This is a genomic window from Aurantimonas endophytica, assembly GCF_014196845.1.
Taxonomy (GTDB): Bacteria; Pseudomonadota; Alphaproteobacteria; order Rhizobiales; family Rhizobiaceae; genus Aurantimonas; species Aurantimonas endophytica.
In genome coordinates this window covers 368993-389946 of record NZ_JACIEM010000004.1, presented here as the reverse complement: position 1 = coordinate 389946, position 20954 = coordinate 368993, and the positions used below count along the sequence as shown (strand labels likewise).

General features: G+C 70.6%; 26 protein-coding genes. 1 reads left to right on the top strand and 25 read right to left on the bottom strand.

Annotated elements, in window-relative coordinates; genetic code table 11:
• Nucleotides 1-73: 73 nt before the first annotated feature.
• The 25 genes from GGR03_RS24910 to GGR03_RS16215 form a co-directional block, all read right to left on the bottom strand.
• Nucleotides 74-457 carry a type II toxin-antitoxin system PemK/MazF family toxin gene (locus GGR03_RS24910; RefSeq protein ID WP_183209816.1) on the bottom strand — a complete coding sequence of 128 codons (384 nt, stop codon included), beginning with the start codon at nucleotides 455-457 and terminating at the stop codon, nucleotides 74-76.
• The gene (locus GGR03_RS16330; protein ID WP_183209815.1) at nucleotides 414-656 is read right to left on the bottom strand and encodes an AbrB/MazE/SpoVT family DNA-binding domain-containing protein; all 243 of its coding nucleotides are present in this window, start codon (nucleotides 654-656) and stop codon (nucleotides 414-416) included. The genes GGR03_RS24910 and GGR03_RS16330 overlap by 44 nt, the downstream gene beginning before the upstream one ends.
• Nucleotides 657-775: 119 nt before the next feature.
• The gene (locus GGR03_RS16325; RefSeq protein WP_183209814.1) at nucleotides 776-1180 is read right to left on the bottom strand and encodes a hypothetical protein; all 405 of its coding nucleotides are present in this window, start codon (nucleotides 1178-1180) and stop codon (nucleotides 776-778) included.
• Between the two features lie 79 nt (nucleotides 1181-1259).
• Complete coding sequence (locus tag GGR03_RS16320; protein WP_183209813.1) at nucleotides 1260-2645, bottom strand: ATP-binding protein; 1386 nt, start codon at nucleotides 2643-2645, stop codon at nucleotides 1260-1262.
• Nucleotides 2626-3297, bottom strand: a complete 672-nt coding sequence (locus GGR03_RS16315) for a response regulator transcription factor (protein WP_183209812.1) — start codon at nucleotides 3295-3297, stop codon at nucleotides 2626-2628. Before GGR03_RS16315 ends, GGR03_RS16320 begins: the two co-directional genes overlap by 20 nt.
• A gap of 64 nt (nucleotides 3298-3361) precedes the next feature.
• Entirely contained in the window at nucleotides 3362-3682 is a 321-nt protein-coding gene (locus GGR03_RS16310) for a hypothetical protein (protein WP_246368093.1), read from the bottom strand.
• Between the two features lie 121 nt (nucleotides 3683-3803).
• Nucleotides 3804-4010 carry a hypothetical protein gene (locus GGR03_RS16305; RefSeq protein ID WP_183209811.1) on the bottom strand — a complete coding sequence of 69 codons (207 nt, stop codon included), beginning with the start codon at nucleotides 4008-4010 and terminating at the stop codon, nucleotides 3804-3806.
• Nucleotides 4011-4031: 21 nt separating this feature from the next.
• Nucleotides 4032-7916, bottom strand: coding sequence for a baseplate multidomain protein megatron (locus tag GGR03_RS16300; RefSeq protein ID WP_183209810.1), 3885 nt, complete (start codon nucleotides 7914-7916; stop codon nucleotides 4032-4034).
• 3 nt (nucleotides 7917-7919) lie between these two features.
• Nucleotides 7920-8354: an NlpC/P60 family protein gene (locus GGR03_RS16295; protein WP_183209809.1), complete on the bottom strand. Its 435-nt coding sequence runs from the start codon at nucleotides 8352-8354 to the stop codon at nucleotides 7920-7922.
• On the bottom strand, nucleotides 8351-9241 hold the full coding sequence (locus GGR03_RS16290; RefSeq protein WP_183209808.1) for a DUF2163 domain-containing protein: 891 nt from the start codon (nucleotides 9239-9241) through the stop codon (nucleotides 8351-8353). Before GGR03_RS16290 ends, GGR03_RS16295 begins: the two co-directional genes overlap by 4 nt.
• Nucleotides 9238-9876, bottom strand: coding sequence for a DUF2460 domain-containing protein (locus GGR03_RS16285; protein WP_183209807.1), 639 nt, complete (start codon nucleotides 9874-9876; stop codon nucleotides 9238-9240). Before GGR03_RS16285 ends, GGR03_RS16290 begins: the two co-directional genes overlap by 4 nt.
• Before the next feature lie 2 nt (nucleotides 9877-9878).
• On the bottom strand, nucleotides 9879-10451 hold the full coding sequence (locus tag GGR03_RS16280) for a phage tail tape measure protein (RefSeq protein ID WP_418884989.1): 573 nt from the start codon (nucleotides 10449-10451) through the stop codon (nucleotides 9879-9881).
• 10 nt (nucleotides 10452-10461) lie between these two features.
• Nucleotides 10462-10680, bottom strand: a complete 219-nt coding sequence (locus tag GGR03_RS16275; protein WP_183209806.1) for a rcc01693 family protein — start codon at nucleotides 10678-10680, stop codon at nucleotides 10462-10464.
• Nucleotides 10677-11015 (bottom strand): gene transfer agent family protein, encoded by a 339-nt coding sequence (locus GGR03_RS16270; protein ID WP_183209805.1) that lies wholly within the window; start codon nucleotides 11013-11015, stop codon nucleotides 10677-10679. The genes GGR03_RS16275 and GGR03_RS16270 overlap by 4 nt, the downstream gene beginning before the upstream one ends.
• Before the next feature lies 1 nt (nucleotide 11016).
• Nucleotides 11017-11430: a phage major tail protein, TP901-1 family gene (locus GGR03_RS16265; protein WP_183209804.1), complete on the bottom strand. Its 414-nt coding sequence runs from the start codon at nucleotides 11428-11430 to the stop codon at nucleotides 11017-11019.
• A 116-nt stretch (nucleotides 11431-11546) separates the two neighbouring features.
• Nucleotides 11547-11957 (bottom strand): DUF3168 domain-containing protein, encoded by a 411-nt coding sequence (locus tag GGR03_RS16260; protein WP_183209803.1) that lies wholly within the window; start codon nucleotides 11955-11957, stop codon nucleotides 11547-11549.
• 131 nt (nucleotides 11958-12088) lie between these two features.
• Nucleotides 12089-12292: a hypothetical protein gene (locus tag GGR03_RS16255; protein ID WP_183209802.1), complete on the bottom strand. Its 204-nt coding sequence runs from the start codon at nucleotides 12290-12292 to the stop codon at nucleotides 12089-12091.
• Nucleotides 12292-12624 (bottom strand): phage head closure protein, encoded by a 333-nt coding sequence (locus tag GGR03_RS16250; protein ID WP_183209801.1) that lies wholly within the window; start codon nucleotides 12622-12624, stop codon nucleotides 12292-12294. Before GGR03_RS16250 ends, GGR03_RS16255 begins: the two co-directional genes overlap by 1 nt.
• Nucleotides 12624-13184: a head-tail connector protein gene (locus tag GGR03_RS16245; protein ID WP_183209800.1), complete on the bottom strand. Its 561-nt coding sequence runs from the start codon at nucleotides 13182-13184 to the stop codon at nucleotides 12624-12626. Before GGR03_RS16245 ends, GGR03_RS16250 begins: the two co-directional genes overlap by 1 nt.
• A gap of 69 nt (nucleotides 13185-13253) precedes the next feature.
• Nucleotides 13254-14504, bottom strand: a complete 1251-nt coding sequence (locus GGR03_RS16240) for a phage major capsid protein (RefSeq protein WP_183209799.1) — start codon at nucleotides 14502-14504, stop codon at nucleotides 13254-13256.
• Between the two features lie 16 nt (nucleotides 14505-14520).
• Nucleotides 14521-15018 carry an HK97 family phage prohead protease gene (locus tag GGR03_RS16235; RefSeq protein ID WP_183209798.1) on the bottom strand — a complete coding sequence of 166 codons (498 nt, stop codon included), beginning with the start codon at nucleotides 15016-15018 and terminating at the stop codon, nucleotides 14521-14523.
• Nucleotides 15015-15356: a DUF6107 family protein gene (locus GGR03_RS16230; protein ID WP_183209797.1), complete on the bottom strand. Its 342-nt coding sequence runs from the start codon at nucleotides 15354-15356 to the stop codon at nucleotides 15015-15017. The genes GGR03_RS16235 and GGR03_RS16230 overlap by 4 nt, the downstream gene beginning before the upstream one ends.
• 164 nt (nucleotides 15357-15520) lie before the next feature.
• Nucleotides 15521-16729, bottom strand: a complete 1209-nt coding sequence (locus tag GGR03_RS16225; RefSeq protein WP_183209796.1) for a phage portal protein — start codon at nucleotides 16727-16729, stop codon at nucleotides 15521-15523.
• Between the two features lie 640 nt (nucleotides 16730-17369).
• Nucleotides 17370-18590 carry a DNA-packaging protein gene (locus GGR03_RS16220; RefSeq protein WP_183210068.1) on the bottom strand — a complete coding sequence of 407 codons (1221 nt, stop codon included), beginning with the start codon at nucleotides 18588-18590 and terminating at the stop codon, nucleotides 17370-17372.
• A 446-nt stretch (nucleotides 18591-19036) separates the two neighbouring features.
• Nucleotides 19037-19678, bottom strand: a complete 642-nt coding sequence (locus GGR03_RS16215) for a hypothetical protein (RefSeq protein WP_183209795.1) — start codon at nucleotides 19676-19678, stop codon at nucleotides 19037-19039.
• A 352-nt stretch (nucleotides 19679-20030) separates the two neighbouring features.
• On the opposite strand from GGR03_RS16215, the gene GGR03_RS16210 reads away from it, so the two are divergent.
• Complete coding sequence (locus tag GGR03_RS16210; RefSeq protein WP_183209794.1) at nucleotides 20031-20801, top strand: hypothetical protein; 771 nt, start codon at nucleotides 20031-20033, stop codon at nucleotides 20799-20801.
• Nucleotides 20802-20954: the final 153 nt, after the last annotated feature.

Sequence of the window (20954 nt, the reverse complement as noted above, 5' to 3'; positions counted from 1 at the left end):
AAAGGGAAAGCGGCTAGGTAGATTCCACAGGTGGGGGAGTATTGGCGCCGGCATGAAGCCGTCGGGCCAAGCGCTAGAGACCCAGCAAGGCGCGAACGCGGCCCAGAACCTCCGGCGCTATCGACGGGCAATTCTCCACGAAATCGCACCGGCGCTGCTCCCATGAAAGGCTCTTGACGTGGTCACAAAGCACCGCGCCGGTCGTTGTGAGCCCAGCTGGCAGGGAAACCTCGAACGGATAGCCCTTTACCTGGCTGGTGATGGGGCAAATCAGGCAGAGGCGAGCGATGCGGTTGTATCGCTCGTCCGACAGGACGAAGCCGGGCCGTCGCCCCGCCTGCTCACGGCCGGCTTGTGGGTCGAAGTCGAGAAAGACGATATCGAACTTCTTGGGGCAATAAGGCTGGCGGGCGCTAGAACTCGTTGCCGACTGCGAGCTTTGTGGCCGTCTCGCCATGAATATTGTCTTCCGTGATCCCCGACAGGAGAACATCTAGATCATATTCGACGACCGGTTCAACCGAACGCACGACCAGCGCCCCGTCGACAATGCTGATGTCGACCGGCCCGCCTTCCATCAGCTTGGCTTCCTTGGCGAACGCCTGCGGAATTCGAAGTGCCAGGCTGTTGCCCCACTTCGCGACGGACGCGATCATGACTGTCTCCTCAGCCCGGCTGTGGCGCATTTGTATCTACGATAAAGATACATCCTCGCTAGGCACCATACAAGGTCGGTCCGTCAACGGCTCGTCCCGCCGAGGCGAAACGATCAACCTCACGCCACCGGCTTCCAGAACCCTTCCTGGGTCTTGCACGCCGTGCCGATCGCCTTGGTCGGCTGGGCGGTGCCCTTGAAGGTGTGCGAATAGCCGCGGCAATCCTGCGAGCCGACGCGGTAGAGCTGCGTCGGCACGACCTCGCCGCTGAAGCCGTCGGCGGACCAGGCGACCGGCTGGCCGGGCAGGCCGAACTGAAGCGCCTGGAATTCCGCTTCCAGTGCCCGCGAGCGGGCCTGCGACGGCCATGCGCCGGTCGTCTGGTCTTGGCCGATCAGGCCGCCATCCAGCGCGGTGACGCCAGCCGAGGTCGGGCCGAGGCCGCCGCCCCCCAGCCCGCCACTCAGGCAGCCGGCAAACGGCAACAGCAAGAGCGGCACGGCGAGCTTCGACAAGGTGCGCATGGCATTCATCCGGTGGGACATTCGGCAGGCGGAACGTCGGCTTCTTTCCCCGGGGAGTTCGTCGCTTCGCCGCGCCATGTCAAGCGGCGAGCGAGCCGAGGGCGCGGGGCAGCGCGATCTCGGCCCTCAAACCGCCCAGCGCCGAGCGGGCGAAGCCGAGCGTGCCGCGATACTCGGCGACCATGTCGGAAACGATGGAAAGGCCGAGCCCGCTGCCGGGCACCGCCTCGTCGAGGCGCCGGCCGCGCTTCGTCGCCACGGCCATCTCGGCTTCGGTGAGCCCCGGCCCGTCATCCTCCACGACGATCGCCAGCCGCTCCGGCGACGATGCGACGGCGCTCAGCCGCACCTGGCCCCTCGCCCACTTGCCGGCGTTCTCGAGGAGATTGCCGACCATCTCCTCGAGATCCTGCTGCTCGCCGGCGAACACCAGGTCGCGCGCCGTGGCCGCGTCGAAATCCAGTTCCAGATGCGGATTGAGCTTGGCGATGACGCGGGCGAGCCGCTCCAGCACCGGCTGCACCGGCGTGCGGAACACCGCGCCTTCCGACTGCGCCGCCACCCGTGCCCGGTCGAGATAATGCTGCACCTGCTGGCGCATGCGCTCGCTCTGGTCGGCGATGATCCGGCCGCGCTCGCCGCCGACCGCCTCGGCCTCGTTGACCAGCACGGCGATCGGCGTTTTCAGCGAGTGGGCGAGATTGCCGACCTGCGTGCGCGAGCGCTCGACGATGCGGCGGTTGTTGTCGATCAGGGCATTCAGCTCGACCGCCAGCGGCTCGATCTCGCTCGGGAAGCGGCCGGTCAGCCGCTCCGCCCGGCCGGTGCGCACCCGCGACAGCGCCCCGCGCACCTCGCGCAGCGGGCGCAGGCCGAACAGGATCGCGAGCACGTTGACCAGGACGGTGCCCAGCCCGACCGCGCCGAGATAGAGCGCCAGGGTCCGGTCGAACTGCGCCATGTCGGCCGCCAGGACGCTGGCATTGCCCATCACCCGGAACCGCGCCGCATGGTTCTGCGCGTCGAGAACGACCTCGGTCTCCAGGACCTTGAGCGTCTCGCCGTCGAGGCCGGGGATTTCGTAGGTGCGCCGGTAGGCCGGGTCGAACGGCTCCTCCGCTACCGGCATCTCGGGGATCGACAGGATGCCGAGCGAGCCGGACGAGAGACGCCCGCGGGTGTTCTCGCTCGCCGGCAGCACCTCCCAGTACCAGCCGGAGAGCGGCTGCACATAGCGCAGGTCGCCGAGATCGGGCGAGCCGGACAGCGAGCCGTTCTGGCCGATGCCGACGCTGTTCACCAGATTGTAGAGCTGCGCCGTCAGCAGTTCCTCGAAGCCCTTGGCCGCCGTCTGCTCGTAGAGCTTGGAGATCAGCCCGCCCGCCGCCGCCAGCGCCACCACCGCCCAAAGGCTCGACAGGACGATGACGCGGGCGGTGAGGGACCTACCGGCCCGGTTCAGCATCACGCATCCTGTATCCCTGGCCGCGCACGGTCTCGATCAGGTCGATGCCGATCTTCTTGCGCAGCCGGCCGACGAAGACCTCGATCGTGTTGGAATCGCGGTCGAAATCCTGGTCGTAGAGATGCTCGATGAGTTCGGTGCGCGAGACGATCTGGTCCTGGTGATGCATCAGATAGTCGAGCAGGCGGTATTCGTGCGACGTGAGCTTCAGCGGCGTACCGTCCAGCGTGACGCGCGAGGCGCGCATGTCGAGCCGCAGCGGGCCGCAATGGATCTCCGACGAGGCATGGCCGGCGGCGCGGCGGATCAGCGCCCGTACCCGCGCCAGCACTTCCTCGACGTGGAAGGGCTTCGTCACGTAGTCGTCGGCGCCGGCGTCGATGCCGGCGACCTTGTCGCTCCAGCGGTCGCGGGCGGTCAGGATCAGCACCGGCATGAGGCGCCCTTCCCGGCGCCAGCGCTCGAGCACGCTGATTCCGTCCATCACCGGCAGCCCGACATCGAGTATCACCGCGTCATAGGGTTCGGTATCGCCGAGGAAATGCCCTTCCTCGCCATCGAAGGCGCGGTCGACCACGTAGCCGGCGCCGCCCAGCGCTTCGGTCAACTGCCTGTTCAGTGTCTGGTCGTCCTCGACCACCAGGATGCGCATGAATTTCGTCCCCTGCTAAGGCCGGCCCGCCGATGCGGCCGCCGGTTTCCGCCCCGGTTCCCGATCAGGGCCGGATGGTCACCGTTTCCTTGCGCGGTCGCCCGCCGTCCTTGCCCGGCACCAGAACGGTCACCACGCAGACCGTCTGGCCGCCTTCCTCGCGGCTCGACACCGACAGGACCTGCCCGCCGGTCTGCGCCGCCGCCTGCGCCGCCGCGCCCGAACAGTCCGCCGCGGCGATCTCGAAGCTCTCGTCGGGGCGTTCGGACCAGTCGAAGCCCTCCGCCATCTGCGGCACCGGCGGTTTCGCCCCCGTCGCCGCGCCCGCCATGCCGGGCAGCATGATGATCAGGAGGCAGGCAATGATGGGTGGCGGTATGGTCATGAGGGCCTGGGAATGAGCCTGAGGGCCGCCGGGCGTGACGGTCGTGCTTCTACCTAGCAGCATGTCGCTGAACGACGAATGAATGTAGGCGGCGAAGTTTCGCCCGCCGCCTCGCGCCAGTCTAGCGCAGCGTCTTCTGCGCTGCGAGACGGCCGATGATCGCCACTACGGCACCGATCGCCGCTGCCGCGCTGGTCAGCGCGACGGTCAGCGCCTCGTGCGTCGCCGCATCGAGCGGGATGCCGAACAGGCCGGCGATCGCCGCGCCGAGCGCAACGATCCCGCCCCAGATGCTGCGGGACTGGTACCAGGGTTTTTCCTCGGACATGCGCGTCTCCTTTCGCTGGTTTCAGAACGGTCGGCTGATCACGATGCTGCGTGCCGTGCCCGTGCCCCATGGCGGACTGACCTGCGCGACGCTCAGCGTCAGCGCCGCCGGCATCGTTCCGAAGGCCGCCGTCAGCTCCCCGGCCGACACGGCTACGGCCGGGCTCTCCGTCTCCCGCACCAGGAGCCCGCCCGCCCCGCCGGTGATCTCGATGCGGTAGAGCTCGCGTTCCTCGCCGAGCGGCACGTCGATGCCGTCCCAGCCGTCGCCGCCGATCCGCGTGCGCCGGATCCACCCGGCGCTGAAGCTGCCGTCGGCGGCGAACACTCCACGAAGATGCACCGGCGACAGCGGCCTCACCGACCGGCCGCCGAGCGCCGTGGTGAGCGTCACCGCCGCCGAGTCGTCGAGCGGCCGGCCAAGCGGCGATACCCGCCAGTCGAGGCTCCGGCCGACATCCCGGCTCGTCAGGCCGATCTCGCCCGCGCTGGCGTCGAGCAGCACAAAGGCCGCGCCCGCCGCCGCACCCAGCGCCATCGCATCCTCGGTGCCGCCCTGCGCCCGCAGCAGTCCGGCGAGCTCGAACTCGCCCGGCGCCACCTCCTCGGCCGTCTCGAACTGCAGCACCTCCCAGAGGCCCGGGGCGCACTCGACGGCGCAGAGATTGCCGCCGTCCAGCATCGCCGCCCGCGGGATCGACGCCAGCGCGCCGCGATGGAGCCGCAGGCGCGGTCGGTTTGCCCGGTCGATGATCCCGACAGGCCCCGCCGCCAGCGTCCGCGTCAGAACGCCGGCGGTCGCCGGGCGCGTCGCGGTCGCCCGCCGCTCCTGCGGCCCGTCGGCGCCCGCGGCCGAGATCGCGTAGGGGATCCACGGCTTCGCCACGACGGCGAAGCGCGCACCGGCGATCCCCTCGCCGCCCTCCGGCAGCGGCAGGTCGAGGAGATACACCACCGGCCGCGAGGCCAGTCCCGGCCGGCCCGGCTGCGGCACCGGTCCCGCCGCCCCCTGATCCGGCAAAGCCCGCCGGCGTGGCGGCAGGCGTCGTGCCTCGACGCGCCGGGCCGCGCCGGTCTCGATCCGCGTCACCAGCCACTCGCCGGTCCGTTCGGCCAGCGTCACCACATCGCCGGTCTCGAGCCCGAGCATCGACGGCGCGACGGCAAAGCCCGCAGTCTCCGAGACGGCGGCCGATTCCCGCAGCATCGCCGCCGCCAGTTCACGCGCCTGGCCCTCCTCCAGCACCACCGGCAGGTCGACGACCGCCTTGCGCGGATGCGCTGGCTCGGCCCGCACCGCCTCGGCCGAACCCGGCTGGTAGGCGCGCGCCGGATCGAGAAAGCTCAGCGCGATCTCTTCGGCCGCCTCGCTTGCCTCGCCCCGCCGCCGCTCGACATAGGCGCCCTCGTCATCGACGAATTGGCCGATCTCCGCCACCGGCGACACCCGCGCCAGCGAGCGGAACACCAGCCGCCCGCCCGTCACATGCGCCAGAGTGCCAGTCAGCCGCATCAGCTCTTCCAGCGATCGCCGCGCCGTGTCGGGGCCTGTCACGACGAAACCGGCGACCGAGGCCTCGACGCCCGAGACGTCGTAGTCGCCGATGCCGTGATCATCGAGGATCGCCGCGATCAGCGCGTCGACCGGCGCGTTCGCCAGCCGGCCGCTCAGCCAGTGCCCGCGGCGCCAGTTGTCGCCGTCGCTCCAGACGTCGATGCGCTCCGGAAACGCCGGATACGGCCGCGCGTCCCACGTCCAGAGATGGATCGCGCCCGGATCGACCATCCGCCCGCCATAGAACGGCGAGACCGGATTGTTCGCCGCGGCAAAGTCCGGCGACCCCGGGTCCCAGTAGCCGAGTTGCGCCTCCAGGAACCGCCGCTGCACCAGATCGTCGCGCCCGCCGGCGGAGAAATGCGGCACAAAGCTTTCGGACGATTTCGGATCGACGAAGACATTCGGCTGGTTCGGCCCGCGGTGGATCGCCGGACAACCAAGCTCGGTGAACCAGACCGGCTTCGACATCGGCACCCAGGGCGACGTCCCCGCCACCTCCACGCCGCCGCGCCGCTCGACATGCGGGTTGGCCCACCAGCCGGCGATGTCCTTGGCTCGGAAGACCCAGGGCTTGCCGGCCGCACCGTCGGTGATCGGCGTGCGCAACCCGGCCGCCCGATCGGCGTCGCTGGCATAGTACCAGTCGAAATACTCCCCGCCCGCGATCCCCGCGCGCAGCGCCGGCCGGTCGTAGTCCGATGGCGCCTCGTCCGCCCCCGCCGCACCGTCGCGCCGGTCGGCGAGCGGCAAATAATTGTCGATGCCGACGACGTCGATCGCCGGCGACGCCCAGAGCGGATCGAGATGGTAGAACACGTCGCCGGAGCCGTCCGCCGGCTGGTGGCCGAAATACTCGCTCCAGTCCGCGGCATAGGTGACGATCGCATCCGGCATCATCGCCTTCACCGCTTCGGCGATAGCGATCAGCCCCTCGACGAACGGGAACCGCCCTTCGCCGTCGCGGATCTGCGTCAGGCCCCGCATCTCCGACCCGATGATGAAGGCAACGACCCCGGCGCGCTTCGCCAGATGCGCCTGGTGGAAGATCATCCGGCGATAGGACCATTCGTTCGGCCCGGAATAGCTGATCCCATTCGGCCCGATACTGAAGTCCGACGGATCGGCCGTGCCGAGAAAAGCCTCCACCGCCGCCCGCGCCGCCGCGGTACCGTCGACCGACCCCGGCCTGCCGGGCGCGATATCCAGCGTCATCCGCCCGCGCCAGGGAAACGCGGCCTGCGCCGCCCCACCATAAGGATCGTGCAGCGCGTTGCCCGGCGGCACGTCCATCAGGATGAACGGGTAATAGGTGACGGCGAGCCCCCGGCCCTTCAGGTCGGCGATCGCCCGCAACACGCCCGCGTCGCTCGGCGTGCCGCCGAAGGCCGGGCCGCCGCCCAGCCGGCTGATCAGCCGCGCGCCGCCGCGCCCGACACCGCCGGCCCGCCAGGTCTCGTCCTCGTCGCGCGTCGCCAGTTCCACCCCCGGCCGCAGCCGGCAGTGCCCGGCCCGCAAATCATCCCCGAACCACGAGACCACCAGCGCCGCCCGCCCCAGCGCCGGGCAGAGCGCCCCCAATTCGTCCAGCGCGGCCGACCAGTCGCTGGCCTTATGGAGCATGTTGCGGTTCATCAGCCGGTCTTCGCCCGGCCCCAGCCGCTCGCGCACGGCGCGCGGGTCGAGCCCGTGCTCGCTGGCGCCGGGGATGATCGTCATCGCCCGGATCTGGTTCTCCAGCCTGCCGACCGGACGCAGCACCTCGCAGGAGATCTGCGGGATGCGGTTGCCCCAGCGCTCCAGCGGCAGCCGCTCGAAGACGAGATAGGCAAGGCCGCGATAGGCGGGTGCGTTGCCCTCGCCCTGCCGCGCCTCGATCAGCGGATCGGGCGCCTGGCCCTCGTCGCCCGGATAGACGCGGTAGACGATGTCGGTAAGGTTGAGTTCCTCGCCGTCCGCCCAGACCCGCCTTATCCCGGCGATCGGCCCCTCGCAGAGCCCGACCGCGACATTGCCGAAATAGCTGTAGGTGGTGACCTCGACGCGCGGGCCGCCGCCCTTGCCGCCCTGGCGCTCGGTGTCGGAATCCTCCTCGAAGCGCGTCGTCCAGATCACCTGGCCGGCGACCCGCACGCTGCCGTAGACGCGCGGAATGCCGGCGCCCTCGTCGGCTTGCATGATGCGGCTGCCGGTAAGCCGCGGCCCCTCGCTGCGCGTCGTGCCGCCGAACAGCCAGGAATCGACCGACGCCCCGGCCAGCGCCCCCGCCGCCCGGCCGAGCATCGCCCCGAACGGCCCGCCGAGTACGCCGCCGACGAGGCTGCCCGCCGCCTGCAACAGGATCGTCGCCATCATCTACTCCGGAAATCGAAAGGCGCCGGCGATCCGCGCCGACCAGGCATGCGGCAGCGACGAGGAGACGACGGCCGCCCCCTCATAGGCGTGGATCACCCGCCCGCCCTCCTCGACGATGCCGCAATGGCTCGCCGGCGCGCCGTCCCGCCAGCGAAACAGCAGCACGTCCCCCGGCAGCGTCTCGACCGCCGGGACCGCGACAAGATGCCGGCGTGCCGCTTCCATCAGCCGGTCCGGCCCGCCGCGCACCGCCCAGTCGGTGCGATAGGGTCCCGGATCCTCCGGCTCCTTGCCGTAGAGTTCGCGCCAGACCCCGCGCACCAGGCCGAGGCAGTCGCAACCAATGCCGCGCCGGCTGCCCTGGTGCCGATAGGGCGTGCCGAGAAAGCCGCGCGCCGCGCCGAGCGCCTCGGCCGGTCGCCTCGGCGCGCTCATGGCATCACCGGCGCGCCGTCATGCACGCCGTCGCTCTTGGCGATCGAGAACACGTGGTCGCCGCCCGGAATATGCGGAAAGCCGCGAAAGTTCGCGTGATTGCCGAAGCGGTCGCGGCAGGTCGAAAAGCGCCGGTCGCAGCCTTCGGTCAGCCGCAGCCGGTCGCCCGGCTCGAACGCCGCCTCCGGCGGGTCGGCGAGGCCGAGCCGCGTCGTGCCGAGCCCGGTCGTCGCCGCCGTTACGATCTCCGCCGCCAGCCCCGCCGCCGCGCCGTCGACGAACACCGCCCGCCCCTGGCCGAACCGCCCCGGATTGCCGCCGAGATCGCCGGCCACCAGCACCGCCTCGCTTTCGACGCCGGCGATCGCCACCTCGATCGTGAAGGGCGGCTCATGCGCCGGAAACCGGCAGCGCTGATCGCCGAACACCGCGTCGCAGCGGCGCCGATACAGCCGCCCGCGCACCCGGTCGAGCGAAGCGGTCCGGCCGCGCAGTTCCGCGGCAAAGCCGGTCTCACCGTATTTCACCTCGCCGAGTTCGGCCACGTCGAGCAGCAGATGCGACGCCGGATCCTGCCAGTCGACGACGAAGACCTCGACCTTGGCCCCGTCGAACCGCCCGGCCCTGATGTCGGCCTCGCCGATCGCCGCCGACGACAGCGCGCCCTCGACTTCCGCGGTCGTTGCCGCCAGCCCCAGCGTCGCCTCCGCCTCGCTCGCGCTCAGCCCCGTCGCCGCCTCGAACACAGTGCCGGCAAACGCCAGCGGCGCATCGTGATCGGTGAAGCCGAGGACGATGCCGTCCTTCCGCGTCAGCCGCCAGCCATGCGCCAGCGTCGTCGTGGGGCGCGCCAGATGCTCCGCCAGCGCTGCGGGAATCTCTCTCATGGCCGTATCTCGATCAGGGGAATGGAGGGGATGTCGCCGGCCTCGAAGGCCGCGACGTTGACGCTCAGCTGCTCGATGTCGAAGCGCACCGGCACGTCGAAGGCGAACCCCGCCGTCACCGCCGCCCCGACCCCCGGCGGCGCCGCGAAGGTCACGCTCCCGGCCACCGTGTCGATCGCCACGCCGCCGGCCGCGACCTCCACCCCGTCCACCGCCACCTTCACCGTGCCCGCCACCGGCTTCTCGATCGGCCGGTGATAGGCCGCCTCGCCCTCGCCATAGGTCTTGCGAAGCGCAAACCGCGTCGTCGCCCCGTCGCCGACCGCGAGCAGCTGGTCGAACGCACTCACCGGCGCGCCATGCGCCGCCGAATGCCAGTCCAGCGGATCGCGAAAGCGAAACCCCGTCAGCCGCCCCCGCCGCGCCTCGAAGAACGCCAGCACCTCGGCAAGATCGGCGAGGCTCCGCAACCCCGACCCGGCATCGTAGCGTCGCACCGAATGGCGGTGACGCAGATTGCGGTGCTCGAACCCTGTCGACAGCCGCACGATCTCGACCCGCCGCCCCGGCCCGCCGCTCGTCCCGAAGGACAGGCGCAGCGGAAACCTTACTTCGTCGAACGCCGCGATCGCCATCGCTACAGCCCCCGCCGGCCGCGCCCTGCCGCGCGGGCGAGCATCGCCTGGATCTGCGCCTCCGAGCGGCGGAAGCTCTCCGCGTCCGGGCTGGTCACGTTGAAGACGATGGACGGCCCGGCCGCGCCGCCGGAAGGCGCCACGACGCCAAGCGTGCCGTCCGCCCCGCGCCGCAGCGGCAGGATCGCCTCCGCCCCCGCCTCGCCCATCAGCCCGAGCCTTCCGCCGGTCGGAAAGAACGTCGGCGTCCCGACGACGCCGCCCTTGGCGAACGGCAGGACATTCTGCGCCTGTCCAGCCACCGCCCCGCCGATCCCGCCGAGCACCTGGCCGATTCCGTTGGCCGCCAGATTGGTCAGCGGCCGCAACGCCGCATCGAGCGCGATCGCCGAGATCCGCTGGCCGAGCTGGCGTAGCACCGTGTCGAAGCTCCGCCCGCCCGACACCGCGCCGCGCAGGGCCGCGCTGATCGCCGTGCCGAAACTGTTCGCCCGGCGCGTCAGATCGTCCATCGCCGTCGCAAAGCCGCTCGTGTCGGCGACGATGGCAACGCTCAGCGTCTCGTCATCTTCCATGGGTCATCTCTCAACGGTCGGGAAATTGCCGGATCAGCGCCGCCAGTTCGTCGCGCCGCGGCGGCTGCAAAGTCTGCGCCCCTACGGGCCCCAGCGCCGCCGCGAGTTCGCGCGGCGTCATCGCCCAGAAGTCGCGCGGAGAAAGCCGCAGATGGCCGAGCCCCGCCGCCATCGCCGCGTCCCAGGGAAACGCCGCGCCGGCGGCGCCCTCCGCCGGCGCGGCACTCAAGGGTTTGCGGCGGCGCTCTCCTCCGGCGCGCCGAACGCCGCGGTCAGCAGTTCCGCCGCGACCCGCGCCGCCCCCGCCGCGCCGTCCTCGATGCGCATCGCGGCCACCTCGGCCTCGCTCGCGCTCTCGCCCGCGCCGCGAAGCCCTGCGCTGAGGATGCGGATCAGGTCGCGCGCCGAGAGCCTGCCTGCGCCGAAGCGTTCTGCAAGGTCGGCGAGATTGTCGGCGGCGAAACTGTCCTCCAGCTCCGCCAGTGCCCCGAGCGTCAGGCAGAGCGTCCGCTCTTGGCCGTCGATGATCGCGGATACCTCGCCGCGCCGCCGGTTCACCGCCATCTCAGAGCGCCGCGAAGACCAGCGCGCCGGCCGATTCCAGTGTCGCCTCAAACGTCACCTCGCCATTGTGCTCGCCGCCATATTCCAGCGCCGTCACCTGAAACGGCCCGGTGATCGTGCCGAAATCGGGGATCACCGCCTGGAACGGCGCGACGCGCGACGCAAAGAAGATCTGCCGCAAGGCGGCGTCCGAGGCCGCGTCCTTGAAGATGCCCGAGCCCGACAGCGACGCGCGCTGCACCCCGGCCCCTCCCAGAAGCTCGCGCCAGCGCCCGGCGCTCTCGGCGTCGGTGATGTCCACCGTCTCGGCATTGAAGGCGATCCGCCGCGTCCTGAGCCCCGCCAAAGTGACGAAGCCGCCATTGCCGGCCTCGTCCACCTTCAGGAGCAGGTCCTTGCCTTTCTGGGCCACCATCTCGAAGATCCTCGTCGCGGTGCCGGCGCACCGGCCATGAAAAAAGGCGGCCCGATGGGCCGCCTGGAGGTCGTGCTGAAATGTGATGCTCGCTGGGCGCCGTCGGCGCCCGTCGGTCAGGCGACCGGTTCGGTCACCGCCCGGAACCGCAATATGCCGTGATAGGCCGTCGATTCCGGCTCGCGCCGCGCCTCGGCGAATTGCAGCTGGAGATTGATCAGGTGGTGGCCTTCGAGCGCCATCGACGTGTTGTTCAGCCGCTCGACCACCTTGTCCATGATCTCGTAGGTTTCCTGCTTGCCGCCACCTTTGGCCCAGACATGCAGGGTCAGTATGTGCTCGGCGCCGTCCTCGGTACCGGTCGACCAGTCGACCACCGCGGTGCGTCCGAGGGTCAGATAGGGAAACTTCGCCTGCTCGGGCCGCCGGTCGAAGACCTTCGGACCGCCGAGCAGCGCCGTCAGGCCCGGATCCGAGGTCAGGGTCTGGAAGATCGCACTCTGCAGTTCTGCGCTCGGATGCGCCATGTCCACCATCCTCGCTCGCGTTCCGTTATGCGCTGTAAGATACGTTGATCGCCGCGCGGGGAAAGAGACCGACACCGCAAATTTTCTGAAATTTTCGTAACACCCGCGTCGGTGGTTCCGCTTGCGCGGGGTCACAGGCTCTCCGGCCCTTCCCTCCGCGACTCCGCCTCGGCTGACGCCATCCCGGCGACAGCCCGACGGAGAAGCGAGGTCCGCGGCAGCGGCGCCCCGCCGATCAGCGCCCGTACCGTCCGAAGCCGCTCCTGCAGCGCCGCCGCGTTCGCCGGCAGAACCGGCCGCAGCCGGGGCACAGCGACCCGCACGTCGATCCGCATCAGGCCGCCTCCTCGCAGCGGCAGACCAGGTACCGGCCGGTCTCGTGCGGATCGTGCACCGACCGGATCATCAGCCGCCGCTCGCCGAGCCGGAACGACCGCCCGCGCGTCACCTCCGGCGTCGCCCGGCAGATCACCCGGTGGGTGATCGTCGCCTCGCGACTGTCGAAGCGCTCGCGATCCCGCGCCGCCACCGGCTCGACATGCGCCGAGATCTCCCGCAGTTCGACCCATTCCTCCGACGCACCGCCCGCGCCGTCCGGCGTCAGCACCGCCTCCTGCAGAGACAGGCGCTTCCTCAGGAGCGAGGGATCGAGAAACAGCGGCGCCATCAGAGCGAAACCCGCCGATAGGGCGCCAGCAGCGACGCCGCCCGCGCCGGGATCGCCGCCGGCTGCAGCTGCGGATCGACCGCCGCCCGCAGCTCATACGACGCCGCGACGATCATCCGGAGCGCGACGCGGATTTTCTCCGGCACCGCCCCTTCGCCGTAGCCCGCCTCGAAATCCACCTCGACGCCGTTCGCCGCCGCCGCCCGCACCGCCGGCGACAGCCTGATCGCCTCCAGCCCCAGCGCCCGCTCGACGATCGCCTCGTCGGGGGCAAAGCTCATCGGCTCGCCTCCCGGTCCGTAGGCGGTGATCGCGACGATCCCCACCAGCGGCGGCCGCGTCGTCTCGATCCAGCCATGCGCCGGCACATCGTCCAGCGCCAGGCGGAACACCCGCTTCGCCAACACCAGCCCGGTCATCGCCTCGATGCCCTGGCGCGCCGCGCGGATCAGGTCGCCGATCAGCCCGTCCTCGTCGTCGCGCTCGATCCGGCACCAGCTCTTGGCCTCGTCGAGCGTCACCGGCTCGACGCCGCCGCCGAGATCGATCGTCGTCGTCATTTTCGTCTCCCCGCATGAAATGCCGGCCGGGCGCCGTCGCCCGGCCTCTCGTCGCGATCGGCCGATCCGTCAGGCGGAGAACTCGAGGAACTTGGCGGCGTCGAAGTCCTGCACCCCGCCGCCGACCCGCTTGGTCGTGTAGAAGAGGACGTAGGGCTTGGCCGAATACGGGTCGCGCAGGACGCGCACGCCCTGCCGGTCGACGATCAGATAGAACCGCGCGAAATCGCCGAAGGCGATCGCCTTCGATCCCGCCGCCATGTCCGGCATGTCCTCGGCCTCGACCATGGGGAAGCCCATCAGCGTCGCCCGCGCCCCGGCGCTCGCCGGGGGCTGCCAGAGATAGTTGCCGTCGGCATCCTTGATCTTGCGCAGCGCCGCCTGCGTGCGCCGGTTCATCACGAAGCTGGCGTTCTGCCGGTAACCGGCCTTCAGCGCATAGACGAGGTCGATCAGCACGTCCGCCGCCGTGTCCGGCGCAAAGCCGCCATTCGCGCCGGAAGCGATCGTGCCGACCGAGCCCCACGCCCAGGCCGCCTCGTCCACCGTCGGCACGGTCATGAAGCCCGCCGGCTTGTTCACCCCGTCGCCCGAGACGAAGGCGGCGCTCTCCTGCGCGGCGAAGGCCTGCTCCACCTCCTCGCCGATCCAGCGGTCGATATCCACCGCCGCATCGTCGAGCAGCGCATTGGTCGCCGCCGGCATGGCGTAGAGCTCCATCGTCGGGAAGCTCAGCTCCGCCAATTGCGGCGCCGTCGTCTGCGGCCGCGCCTCGGTCTCGCCGACCCAGCCGGTCTGCGCCCCGGTGATCGCGAAGGGCTTCTTCAGCACCGCAGCCGAGACCGTGCGGACCGAGGCGATCGAGCGGATCGGCGAGATCGCCGCCAGGCGCCTTCCGATCTCCGTCTCGGTCTCGTCCGGCACCAGGAAGCCGCCATCCGCCCCGGTCAGGCTGGACATCGCCTTTTCTTCCAGCCGCCGCAGGTCGCGCTCGTCGCCGGCCCGCACATAGCGCTCGAAGGCCTGCTTGCGCTCGCTGGGCAGCGCCCGGCCGCCGCCTTCGTTGCCGGCGAGCGGCGGGCGCAGCTGCTTCAGCGCCAGGCGCTCCATGCGCCTCTCCTGCTCGTCGAGCGCCCGGCCGATGCGCTCGACCTTCTCCTCGGTCAGCACGTCGGCACTCATGCGCTTCTCGATGGCGCTAAGGCGCTCGTCATTGGCCTCGCGGAACCCCTCGAACGCCTCCATGAAGTCGTCGAAGGAGTCGCGGGCGCCCGGCGTCGCCGCCTTGGTCACCGGGGCGGCGGGAGAGAACTCGTTCATGCTTGTCTCCGTTCTGTCAGTTGGCGATGAGGGATGGCCGCGCTCGGGCGATCGCCGGGCGGCGGAAGGCGGGCGCGATCAGTCGCGCCCGGTCGTGCATCGGGAAGGTCACCAGCGAGATCTCCCAGAGGTCGATGGTCACCAGCCGCCGGCGCGTCGCGCCGACGCCGCGGCGGGCCAGGCGCGGCCGAAAGCCGATCGACAGCCCGTCCAGCGCACCGGCGGCGACCAGCTCGGCCGCCTCGCGCCCCGCCTGGGTGCCGAGCGCCAGCCGGCCTTCGACGTAGAGCCCTTCCCGATCCTCGCGGATCTCGGTCCAGACCCCGATCGGCCGCGCCGGATCGTGCTGCCAGAGCATGCGGATGCCGCCGGTGCCACGACGGCGCACCGAAGCGCCGAAGGCGCCGGGCTCGATCAGATCGCCGGCCGAGTCGGTGTCCCCGAACAGCGCCGCATAGCCGCGGATCGCCGCCGCCGGCTCGCCCAGGGGCAATACCGCCGCACGGGTGCTCATTTCTCGCCTCCGCCGGTCCCGGGCCGGGCCCGGAACAGGCTCTCGGCGAAGCGCTGCAGCACGCCGAGACCCCACCAGGCGCAGAGGCTGGCGACGGCCGAGCCGATCAGTGCCAGCTCGATGGCCGTCAGGCTGTCGTCGATGCGCATGCGTTCCGCCAGGATCAGTCCCACGGGCGGGCCGAAGACCAGGCCCGTGACGATCCCGGTGAGAAACCGCGTCGCTGCCTCGCGCCGCCCGCGCGGCAGCAGATACGCCACCGAGATCGCCGACCCGGCAATCGCGCCGACGAGCTTCGACAGCCACAGCGCCAGGGCCGTCGCCGGCTCGGGGCTCATCGCTGCCTCTCCCTCCGCACGGCGGCTCGCCGCCGCGGATTGACATTCGCCCAGCCTCGCCGCATGGTCGTTCCGTCCTGATTTTGATGTCGAATTTTTCAGCGGTGCCTCTGGCGCCGCTCCTTTTTTGCGCGCCCGGTTGCGCCCGTTCGCGCCCGAAACTCTCAGCCCTCGGCGCCGTAGCCGACCGCCTCGCGCTTCTCGGCCCGCGACAGGAAGTCGGCCGCCGCCACCCGGTCCCAGCGCGCCTCGCGCTCGGCGCTCAGCCCCTCCACGCGGTCGAGATCGACCGAAAGCCGCAGGCTTGGTGCCTCGAAGTGCCCGCCCAGCCAGTCGCCGATCGCTCCGGCCAGCCGGGTGATCAGCGGCAGCACGGTCAGGCGGAAGAACGCCCGGTTCGCCTCGGCATAGTTCGCGTAGGTGAGGTCGCCGGGGATCCCGAGCAGCATCGGCGGCACGCCGAAGGCGAGCGCGATGTCGCGCGCCGCGCCGTTGCGCGCCTCGACGAAATCCATGTCCTTGGGCGACAGCGCCATCGCCTTCCAGTCGAGCCCGCCTTCCAGGAGCATCGGCCGCCCGGCCCGTGCCGGCCCGGAATAGCCGCTGTCGAGCTCGGCCTTCAGCCGCTCGAACTGCTCCGGCGACAGATTGCCGCCATCGCCCGGCTGGTAGACCAGCGCGCCGGAGGGCCGCGCGGAATTGTCGAGCAGCGACTTGTTCCAGCGCGATGCCGCATTATGCAGCTCCAGCGCCGCCTGCGCCGCCGCCAGCGGCGCGTAGCCGGTCAGATCCGCCAGCGGATGGAACAGCCGCAAATGCAACAGCCGCGACGGCCGCTCGCTCCCCGTCTCCGCCGCGATCCGCCGCAGTGCCGCCCCGGCGCGGTATTCGTAGGCCTCCGGCCAGCCGTCCTGGCCCTCGACGATGCGGATCCGGTCCGGCCGCAGCGCATGCAGCGCCTGAACCTCGCCCTCCAGTCCCGCCGCCTCCAGATACGCATTGCCCGACAAAAGCAGATGCCCGCACAGCGCCTCGATCAGCGCCGCCCCGTCGCTCGACGCATTCGGCCGGCGCAAGAGCTCGATGATCGGATGGCCCGCCACCTCCTCCCCTCCGTCATAGAGCACCGTCGGGATCGCCGCCGCGCTCTCGGCGATCAGCCGCACCGAGCGATACACGACCGGGTTCTGCATGAACCCCGACCGCGCCAGCGCCGCATACCCCTTCTCCCGCCACGCCCCCTCCTCCCCAACGCCCGAAAACACCAGCGTGCCCCCCGCCACCGCCACCGCCTTCTGCTCGTGGGGCCCCGCCGGCCGCACGTCGTCGCTCCCGCCGCCGAACCACCCGGCGATCGTCGTCTTCAGGCGCATGAGGATCTCCGATGGCTCGCCGACGCGGCGTCATGGGGGTAACAAAAAACCCCGCCGCAGCGAGGTTGGTGATGGTCTCAGATGGATCTGCGGCAGCCCGGCCGGCGCTCAGGCGCCTTGGCCAGGATGTCGACAGATCACCGCCGACCCGGCGCGCCCTCTCCCCCCTTGAGGGGGAGAAAGCGATTTCATCGGCTTGGCGCCGCAGGCGCTAAACGATAGAAATCGCAAGAGAGGGGTACCCGGCTTCCGCGCAGCTCAGCGCCCGACAGCAGCGCTCACACCCCTCTCTTGCCTGCCGCCGACGCCTCTGCTTCGCTTCCCGGATTTGCTCCCTCTCTCCCCTTGAGGGAGAGAAAGCGATTTCATCGGCTTAGCGCCGCAGGTGCTAAACGATAGAAATCGCAAGAGAGGGGTACGATCGCCGCCGCCCGACGGAACGACCCGCCGGCCGCGCCGTTAGCGGCTCGTCACTCCTCCCGGATCCCAGCCGATGTTCTTCTTCTTTTCCAACGGCCTCGGCTGTCTCGGCTCGATCGTCGTCTCGGTGCTGATCACGCTCGTGCTGCTGTTCGTGTTCGGCTTCTTCTGATCGGAAGCCCGCGAACAAGGCCGTGCAAGCCTTCGGTCCGCGCCTCCCTCACAACCCCCTCACCCGCGGCTCGCGCACCGGCCCCATCAGCGCCGTCACCGCCCAGACGAGCGCGTCCAGCCGGTCCGGCGATCGCCCTCCCGTCAGACCATCCGGCCCGAAATCCGCCATCTCGTCCTCGAGTGCGGCGAACCGCCCGGCGTGCCGCACCCGCCCCTGCTCGTACAACGCCGCCACCGGCTCGGCGCGCACCCATTTGCCGCGGCTCGCCCTGACAGCGCGGAACGGCACGTTCGGTGCGCTCGCCCGGATCACCGCCTCGACCATGTCGCCGCCCTGGTTCACCTCGGCGACGATCCGGTCGGCCTCCAGCCGCTCGAACAGCGTCACCGCCGCGCTCGCCCAGACATGCGGCTTCGCCCCCTGCACCGACGCGTCGGCGAGGATGTAGATCGTGCCGTCCGCGGCCAGCCCCGCCGCGACGATGCCGCAGGCGTCCGAGCGCGTCGTCGACGACGCCGGCGGATCAACGCCGACGACGATGCGCCGCAGCGCCGGCGCTGCCCGCACCCTGAGCCGCTCGATCGCCGCGACGTCGAACAGCGCGTCCTCGCGCACTTCCAGGAGGAGCCCGTCCAGCTCCTGCCGCCCGAGCCGCGAGCCGCCATAGCGCGCCTGCATCGCCGCCATGAACCCGGGCGCCAGGTGCACCGCGTTCTCGGCGGTGCGCATGTGCGTCGTCGCCGTGCCGGCATCAGTGATCAGCCGCTTCAGCAGCGGGATCGGCCGCGGCGTCGTGGTGAACAGCGCCCGCGGCCGCTCGCCCAGCCGCAGCGCGAATTGCAGATTGTCGAAACACGCCTCGCCATGCACCCATTTCGCCAGCTCGTCGCCCCAGGCGGCGTCGAACTGGTAGCCGCGCAGCGCGTCCGGGTCCTCCGAGGAAAAGATCTGCGCCACCGCGCCATTGGCGTAGACCAGCCGGCGCCGGGTCACCTCCAGCACCGGCCGCGCCCCCAGCGCCGCGCGCATCAGCCCACTCTCGCCCTCGACCATCACCTCGCGCGCGTCGCCCAGCGTCTCGGCGATCAGCGCGATCCGCCCATGCGGCCGCGACGCGAAGGGCGGCGTCCCCGCCGCCAGCGCATTCACCCATTCCGCCCCCGCCCGCGTCTTGCCCGAGCCGCGCCCGCCGATCAGCAGCCACTGCCGCCAGTCGCCCTTGGGCGGCAATTGCGCCGGCCGGCCGACCTCGTGCCAGGGGATCATCGCGCCGCGGAGGGCGCATACGGACGCTCGCCGGATCAACTCGACCCGCTCGACGTCGTGCTGCGCCGCGGTCAGCGGGCCATCATTCGCCGCCGCTGCGCCGCCGAGCGGAGCCTCGCCGGTCGGCCCGTCGCCCGGCGGCCTCGGCGCATCCGCCGCCGCCGTCCCACAGGCAAACTTCGCGTCCCCTTGCACGCCGGCCGTCCCGCCGCTGAAAAGCCCGTCACCGACGGGCGGGCGGACGGTATGCCCGGCGGTGACGGCCTCGCCCAGTGAGGAGTCGGTGGCAGCCTCGACAGCCGTGGAGCCGTCTTGTCTGTCTCCTGGCGAAGGGTCCGCCACCCCGGCTTGCCGATCATCCTGCGCCGGCCCGCCCGGCGCGGCGCCGTCCGCCGTCTCGAATGTGTCTGACACGCCCGTGGCCTCGGCGCGCTCGGCCGGCAGGCTCACCGGCCTCCACCGGTTGCGTCGGCAGAACCGGCTGCATTCGCCCTGTCCGCGCTGTCCACGCGCTCGGTCCCCAGCGCTCGATCGCCCGCATTGGCGGCCACCGCGCCATCCCCGACTGCGCCCGCCGCGCCCGCCGCTCCCGTCCCTCCCGCCGAAGCGTCCGGCCCGAACAGCAATTCGCCGTGCCGGCGCCTCGCATCGAGGCTGCGCAGCCGCGACAGGAGCTCGGCGCCGAGCCGCGCCGCCTCGGCGTCGTCCTGCGGCCCACCCGCCGCCGCCAGCGTCTCTAGCCGCCGCAGCTCCAAGAGCTTCTCCAGCACCTTCGCCATCTGGCCGATATGCTCGATGCGCTCCTTGGGGCCCATCCGCTTCGCGCCGACCGCCGCGCCGGAAGCCGCCGTCGCCCCGACGCGCTTCGCCGGGCCGCGCTTGGCCGCTGCCGGTACCGCGGCCACCCGCCGCCTCGTACCGGGCTGCGCCCCATCCGCCGCCACGTCCGCAGCCCCCGGCCCGGCACCCGCTACCGGGGTTGCCAGGTGATCTCTGGGATTATCATCCTCACCGCTCGCGACATCAGCCTCGAACGCCGCGATCTCGCGAACCAGCAAGGCCAGAAGCCGCTCCGACGCCAGCGCCATCGACCACACTCCCTGCCCCTCCTGAAAGAAACCGCCACCCGGAAACGCAAAAGGCGGCCGAAACCCTCGTTCCGCCGCCCGCAAATTTCCGACTGTGCCAGAACCCTACGCGACCACCGTCACGGTGTCAAGGGATATTTTCCTATGACTGAACAGATGAACATTGCCCTACTCTCTCCCCTTGAGTGGGAGAAAACGATTTCATCGGCTTAGCGCCGAAGGAGCTATACGATAGAAATCGCAAGAGAGGGGTATTCTCCCGCGCAGACCTCGCCGGAAACCAGCGTGTTCGCCACCCCGGAAAACGCTAAGGTCCCCCCTCGACCCTCGATCCCCGCTACGAGATGGCCTCATGTCCATGACCCGCGTAAAATCCTTCGTGAAGCGCGGGCCGCTCGCCCTTCCCTACATCCACCTGAAATACCGGCTGCAGGGGCTTCGCACCCAGAACGACGAGGCCGTCGTGCTGAAGCGGCTGCTCACACGCTACGATGTGCCGGAGACCTTCGTCGAGTTCGGCTTCTCGGCCTGGGAGTTCAACTGCGCGCCGCTCGCCGCCGGCTGGAAGGGCCTGCTTCTCGACGGCGGCGACTACAATGTCCGCGTGGCCCGGGCCGTCCTGCCGGATCGCATCACCGCGAAGCGCCTCTGGATCACGCGGGAGAACCTCGCGCCGGTGGTGCGCGCCTTCGTCGAGGCCGAACCCCTCGGCATCCTGTCGATCGACGTCGACGGCAACGACTACTGGTTTCTCGAGGACCTGATCGGACTGCGTCCGGCGATCATCATCGCCGAATACAACTCCTCATTCGGGCATCGCCCCGTCACGGTGCCCTACGACCCGGATTTCGACCGCCACCGCAAGCACCCGAGCGGCAAGTATTACGGCGCCTCGCTGGCCGCGCTGTGCCACCTGACGGGAAGGCACGGTTACGCGCTGATCGAGGTCGGCAACAGCGGCATCAACGCCTTCTTCGTCCGCCGCGACCTGCTGACGGAGGACGATCTGGAATTGTCGGCGACAACCGCGTTTCGCGAGAAATCCTTCCCTGACGGCAAGCGGCCTTCGCAGATCTGGCAAGAGATCGGGCACCTGCCGGTGGTCGACGTGACGACGCTCTAGGCGGCGTCGACCCGTTTTATGGGCAGGCTCCCCTCTCCCCCCTTGAGGGGGAGAAAGCGATTTCATCGGCTTAGTGCCGAAGGCGCTAAACGATAGAAATCGCAAGAGAGGGGTATCTTCGCCGCGACGCCCCCCGCCCGCCATCGATGCTCC

What these genes read in the sequence shown, in the direction of transcription:
- GGR03_RS24910 (WP_183209816.1), bottom strand. Translation starts at nt 457, where the DNA reads ATGGCGAGACGGCCACAAAGCTCGCAGTCGGCAACGAGTTCTAGCGCC.
- GGR03_RS16330 (WP_183209815.1), bottom strand. Translation starts at nt 656, where the DNA reads ATGATCGCGTCCGTCGCGAAGTGGGGCAACAGCCTGGCACTTCGAATT.
- GGR03_RS16325 (WP_183209814.1), bottom strand. Translation starts at nt 1,180, where the DNA reads ATGCGCACCTTGTCGAAGCTCGCCGTGCCGCTCTTGCTGTTGCCGTTT.
- GGR03_RS16320 (WP_183209813.1), bottom strand. Translation starts at nt 2,645, where the DNA reads ATGCTGAACCGGGCCGGTAGGTCCCTCACCGCCCGCGTCATCGTCCTG.
- GGR03_RS16315 (WP_183209812.1), bottom strand. Translation starts at nt 3,297, where the DNA reads ATGCGCATCCTGGTGGTCGAGGACGACCAGACACTGAACAGGCAGTTG.
- GGR03_RS16310 (WP_246368093.1), bottom strand. Translation starts at nt 3,682, where the DNA reads ATGACCATACCGCCACCCATCATTGCCTGCCTCCTGATCATCATGCTG.
- GGR03_RS16305 (WP_183209811.1), bottom strand. Translation starts at nt 4,010, where the DNA reads ATGTCCGAGGAAAAACCCTGGTACCAGTCCCGCAGCATCTGGGGCGGG.
- GGR03_RS16300 (WP_183209810.1), bottom strand. Translation starts at nt 7,916, where the DNA reads ATGGCGACGATCCTGTTGCAGGCGGCGGGCAGCCTCGTCGGCGGCGTA.
- GGR03_RS16295 (WP_183209809.1), bottom strand. Translation starts at nt 8,354, where the DNA reads ATGAGCGCGCCGAGGCGACCGGCCGAGGCGCTCGGCGCGGCGCGCGGC.
- GGR03_RS16290 (WP_183209808.1), bottom strand. Translation starts at nt 9,241, where the DNA reads ATGAGAGAGATTCCCGCAGCGCTGGCGGAGCATCTGGCGCGCCCCACG.
- GGR03_RS16285 (WP_183209807.1), bottom strand. Translation starts at nt 9,876, where the DNA reads ATGGCGATCGCGGCGTTCGACGAAGTAAGGTTTCCGCTGCGCCTGTCC.
- GGR03_RS16280 (WP_418884989.1), bottom strand. Translation starts at nt 10,451, where the DNA reads ATGGAAGATGACGAGACGCTGAGCGTTGCCATCGTCGCCGACACGAGC.
- GGR03_RS16270 (WP_183209805.1), bottom strand. Translation starts at nt 11,015, where the DNA reads ATGGCGGTGAACCGGCGGCGCGGCGAGGTATCCGCGATCATCGACGGC.
- GGR03_RS16265 (WP_183209804.1), bottom strand. Translation starts at nt 11,430, where the DNA reads ATGGTGGCCCAGAAAGGCAAGGACCTGCTCCTGAAGGTGGACGAGGCC.
- GGR03_RS16260 (WP_183209803.1), bottom strand. Translation starts at nt 11,957, where the DNA reads ATGGCGCATCCGAGCGCAGAACTGCAGAGTGCGATCTTCCAGACCCTG.
- GGR03_RS16255 (WP_183209802.1), bottom strand. Translation starts at nt 12,292, where the DNA reads ATGCGGATCGACGTGCGGGTCGCTGTGCCCCGGCTGCGGCCGGTTCTG.
- GGR03_RS16250 (WP_183209801.1), bottom strand. Translation starts at nt 12,624, where the DNA reads ATGGCGCCGCTGTTTCTCGATCCCTCGCTCCTGAGGAAGCGCCTGTCT.
- GGR03_RS16245 (WP_183209800.1), bottom strand. Translation starts at nt 13,184, where the DNA reads ATGACGACGACGATCGATCTCGGCGGCGGCGTCGAGCCGGTGACGCTC.
- GGR03_RS16240 (WP_183209799.1), bottom strand. Translation starts at nt 14,504, where the DNA reads ATGAACGAGTTCTCTCCCGCCGCCCCGGTGACCAAGGCGGCGACGCCG.
- GGR03_RS16235 (WP_183209798.1), bottom strand. Translation starts at nt 15,018, where the DNA reads ATGAGCACCCGTGCGGCGGTATTGCCCCTGGGCGAGCCGGCGGCGGCG.
- GGR03_RS16230 (WP_183209797.1), bottom strand. Translation starts at nt 15,356, where the DNA reads ATGAGCCCCGAGCCGGCGACGGCCCTGGCGCTGTGGCTGTCGAAGCTC.
- GGR03_RS16225 (WP_183209796.1), bottom strand. Translation starts at nt 16,729, where the DNA reads ATGCGCCTGAAGACGACGATCGCCGGGTGGTTCGGCGGCGGGAGCGAC.
- GGR03_RS16220 (WP_183210068.1), bottom strand. Translation starts at nt 18,590, where the DNA reads ATGATCCCCTGGCACGAGGTCGGCCGGCCGGCGCAATTGCCGCCCAAG.
- GGR03_RS16215 (WP_183209795.1), bottom strand. Translation starts at nt 19,678, where the DNA reads ATGGCGCTGGCGTCGGAGCGGCTTCTGGCCTTGCTGGTTCGCGAGATC.
- GGR03_RS16210 (WP_183209794.1), top strand. Translation starts at nt 20,031, where the DNA reads ATGTCCATGACCCGCGTAAAATCCTTCGTGAAGCGCGGGCCGCTCGCC.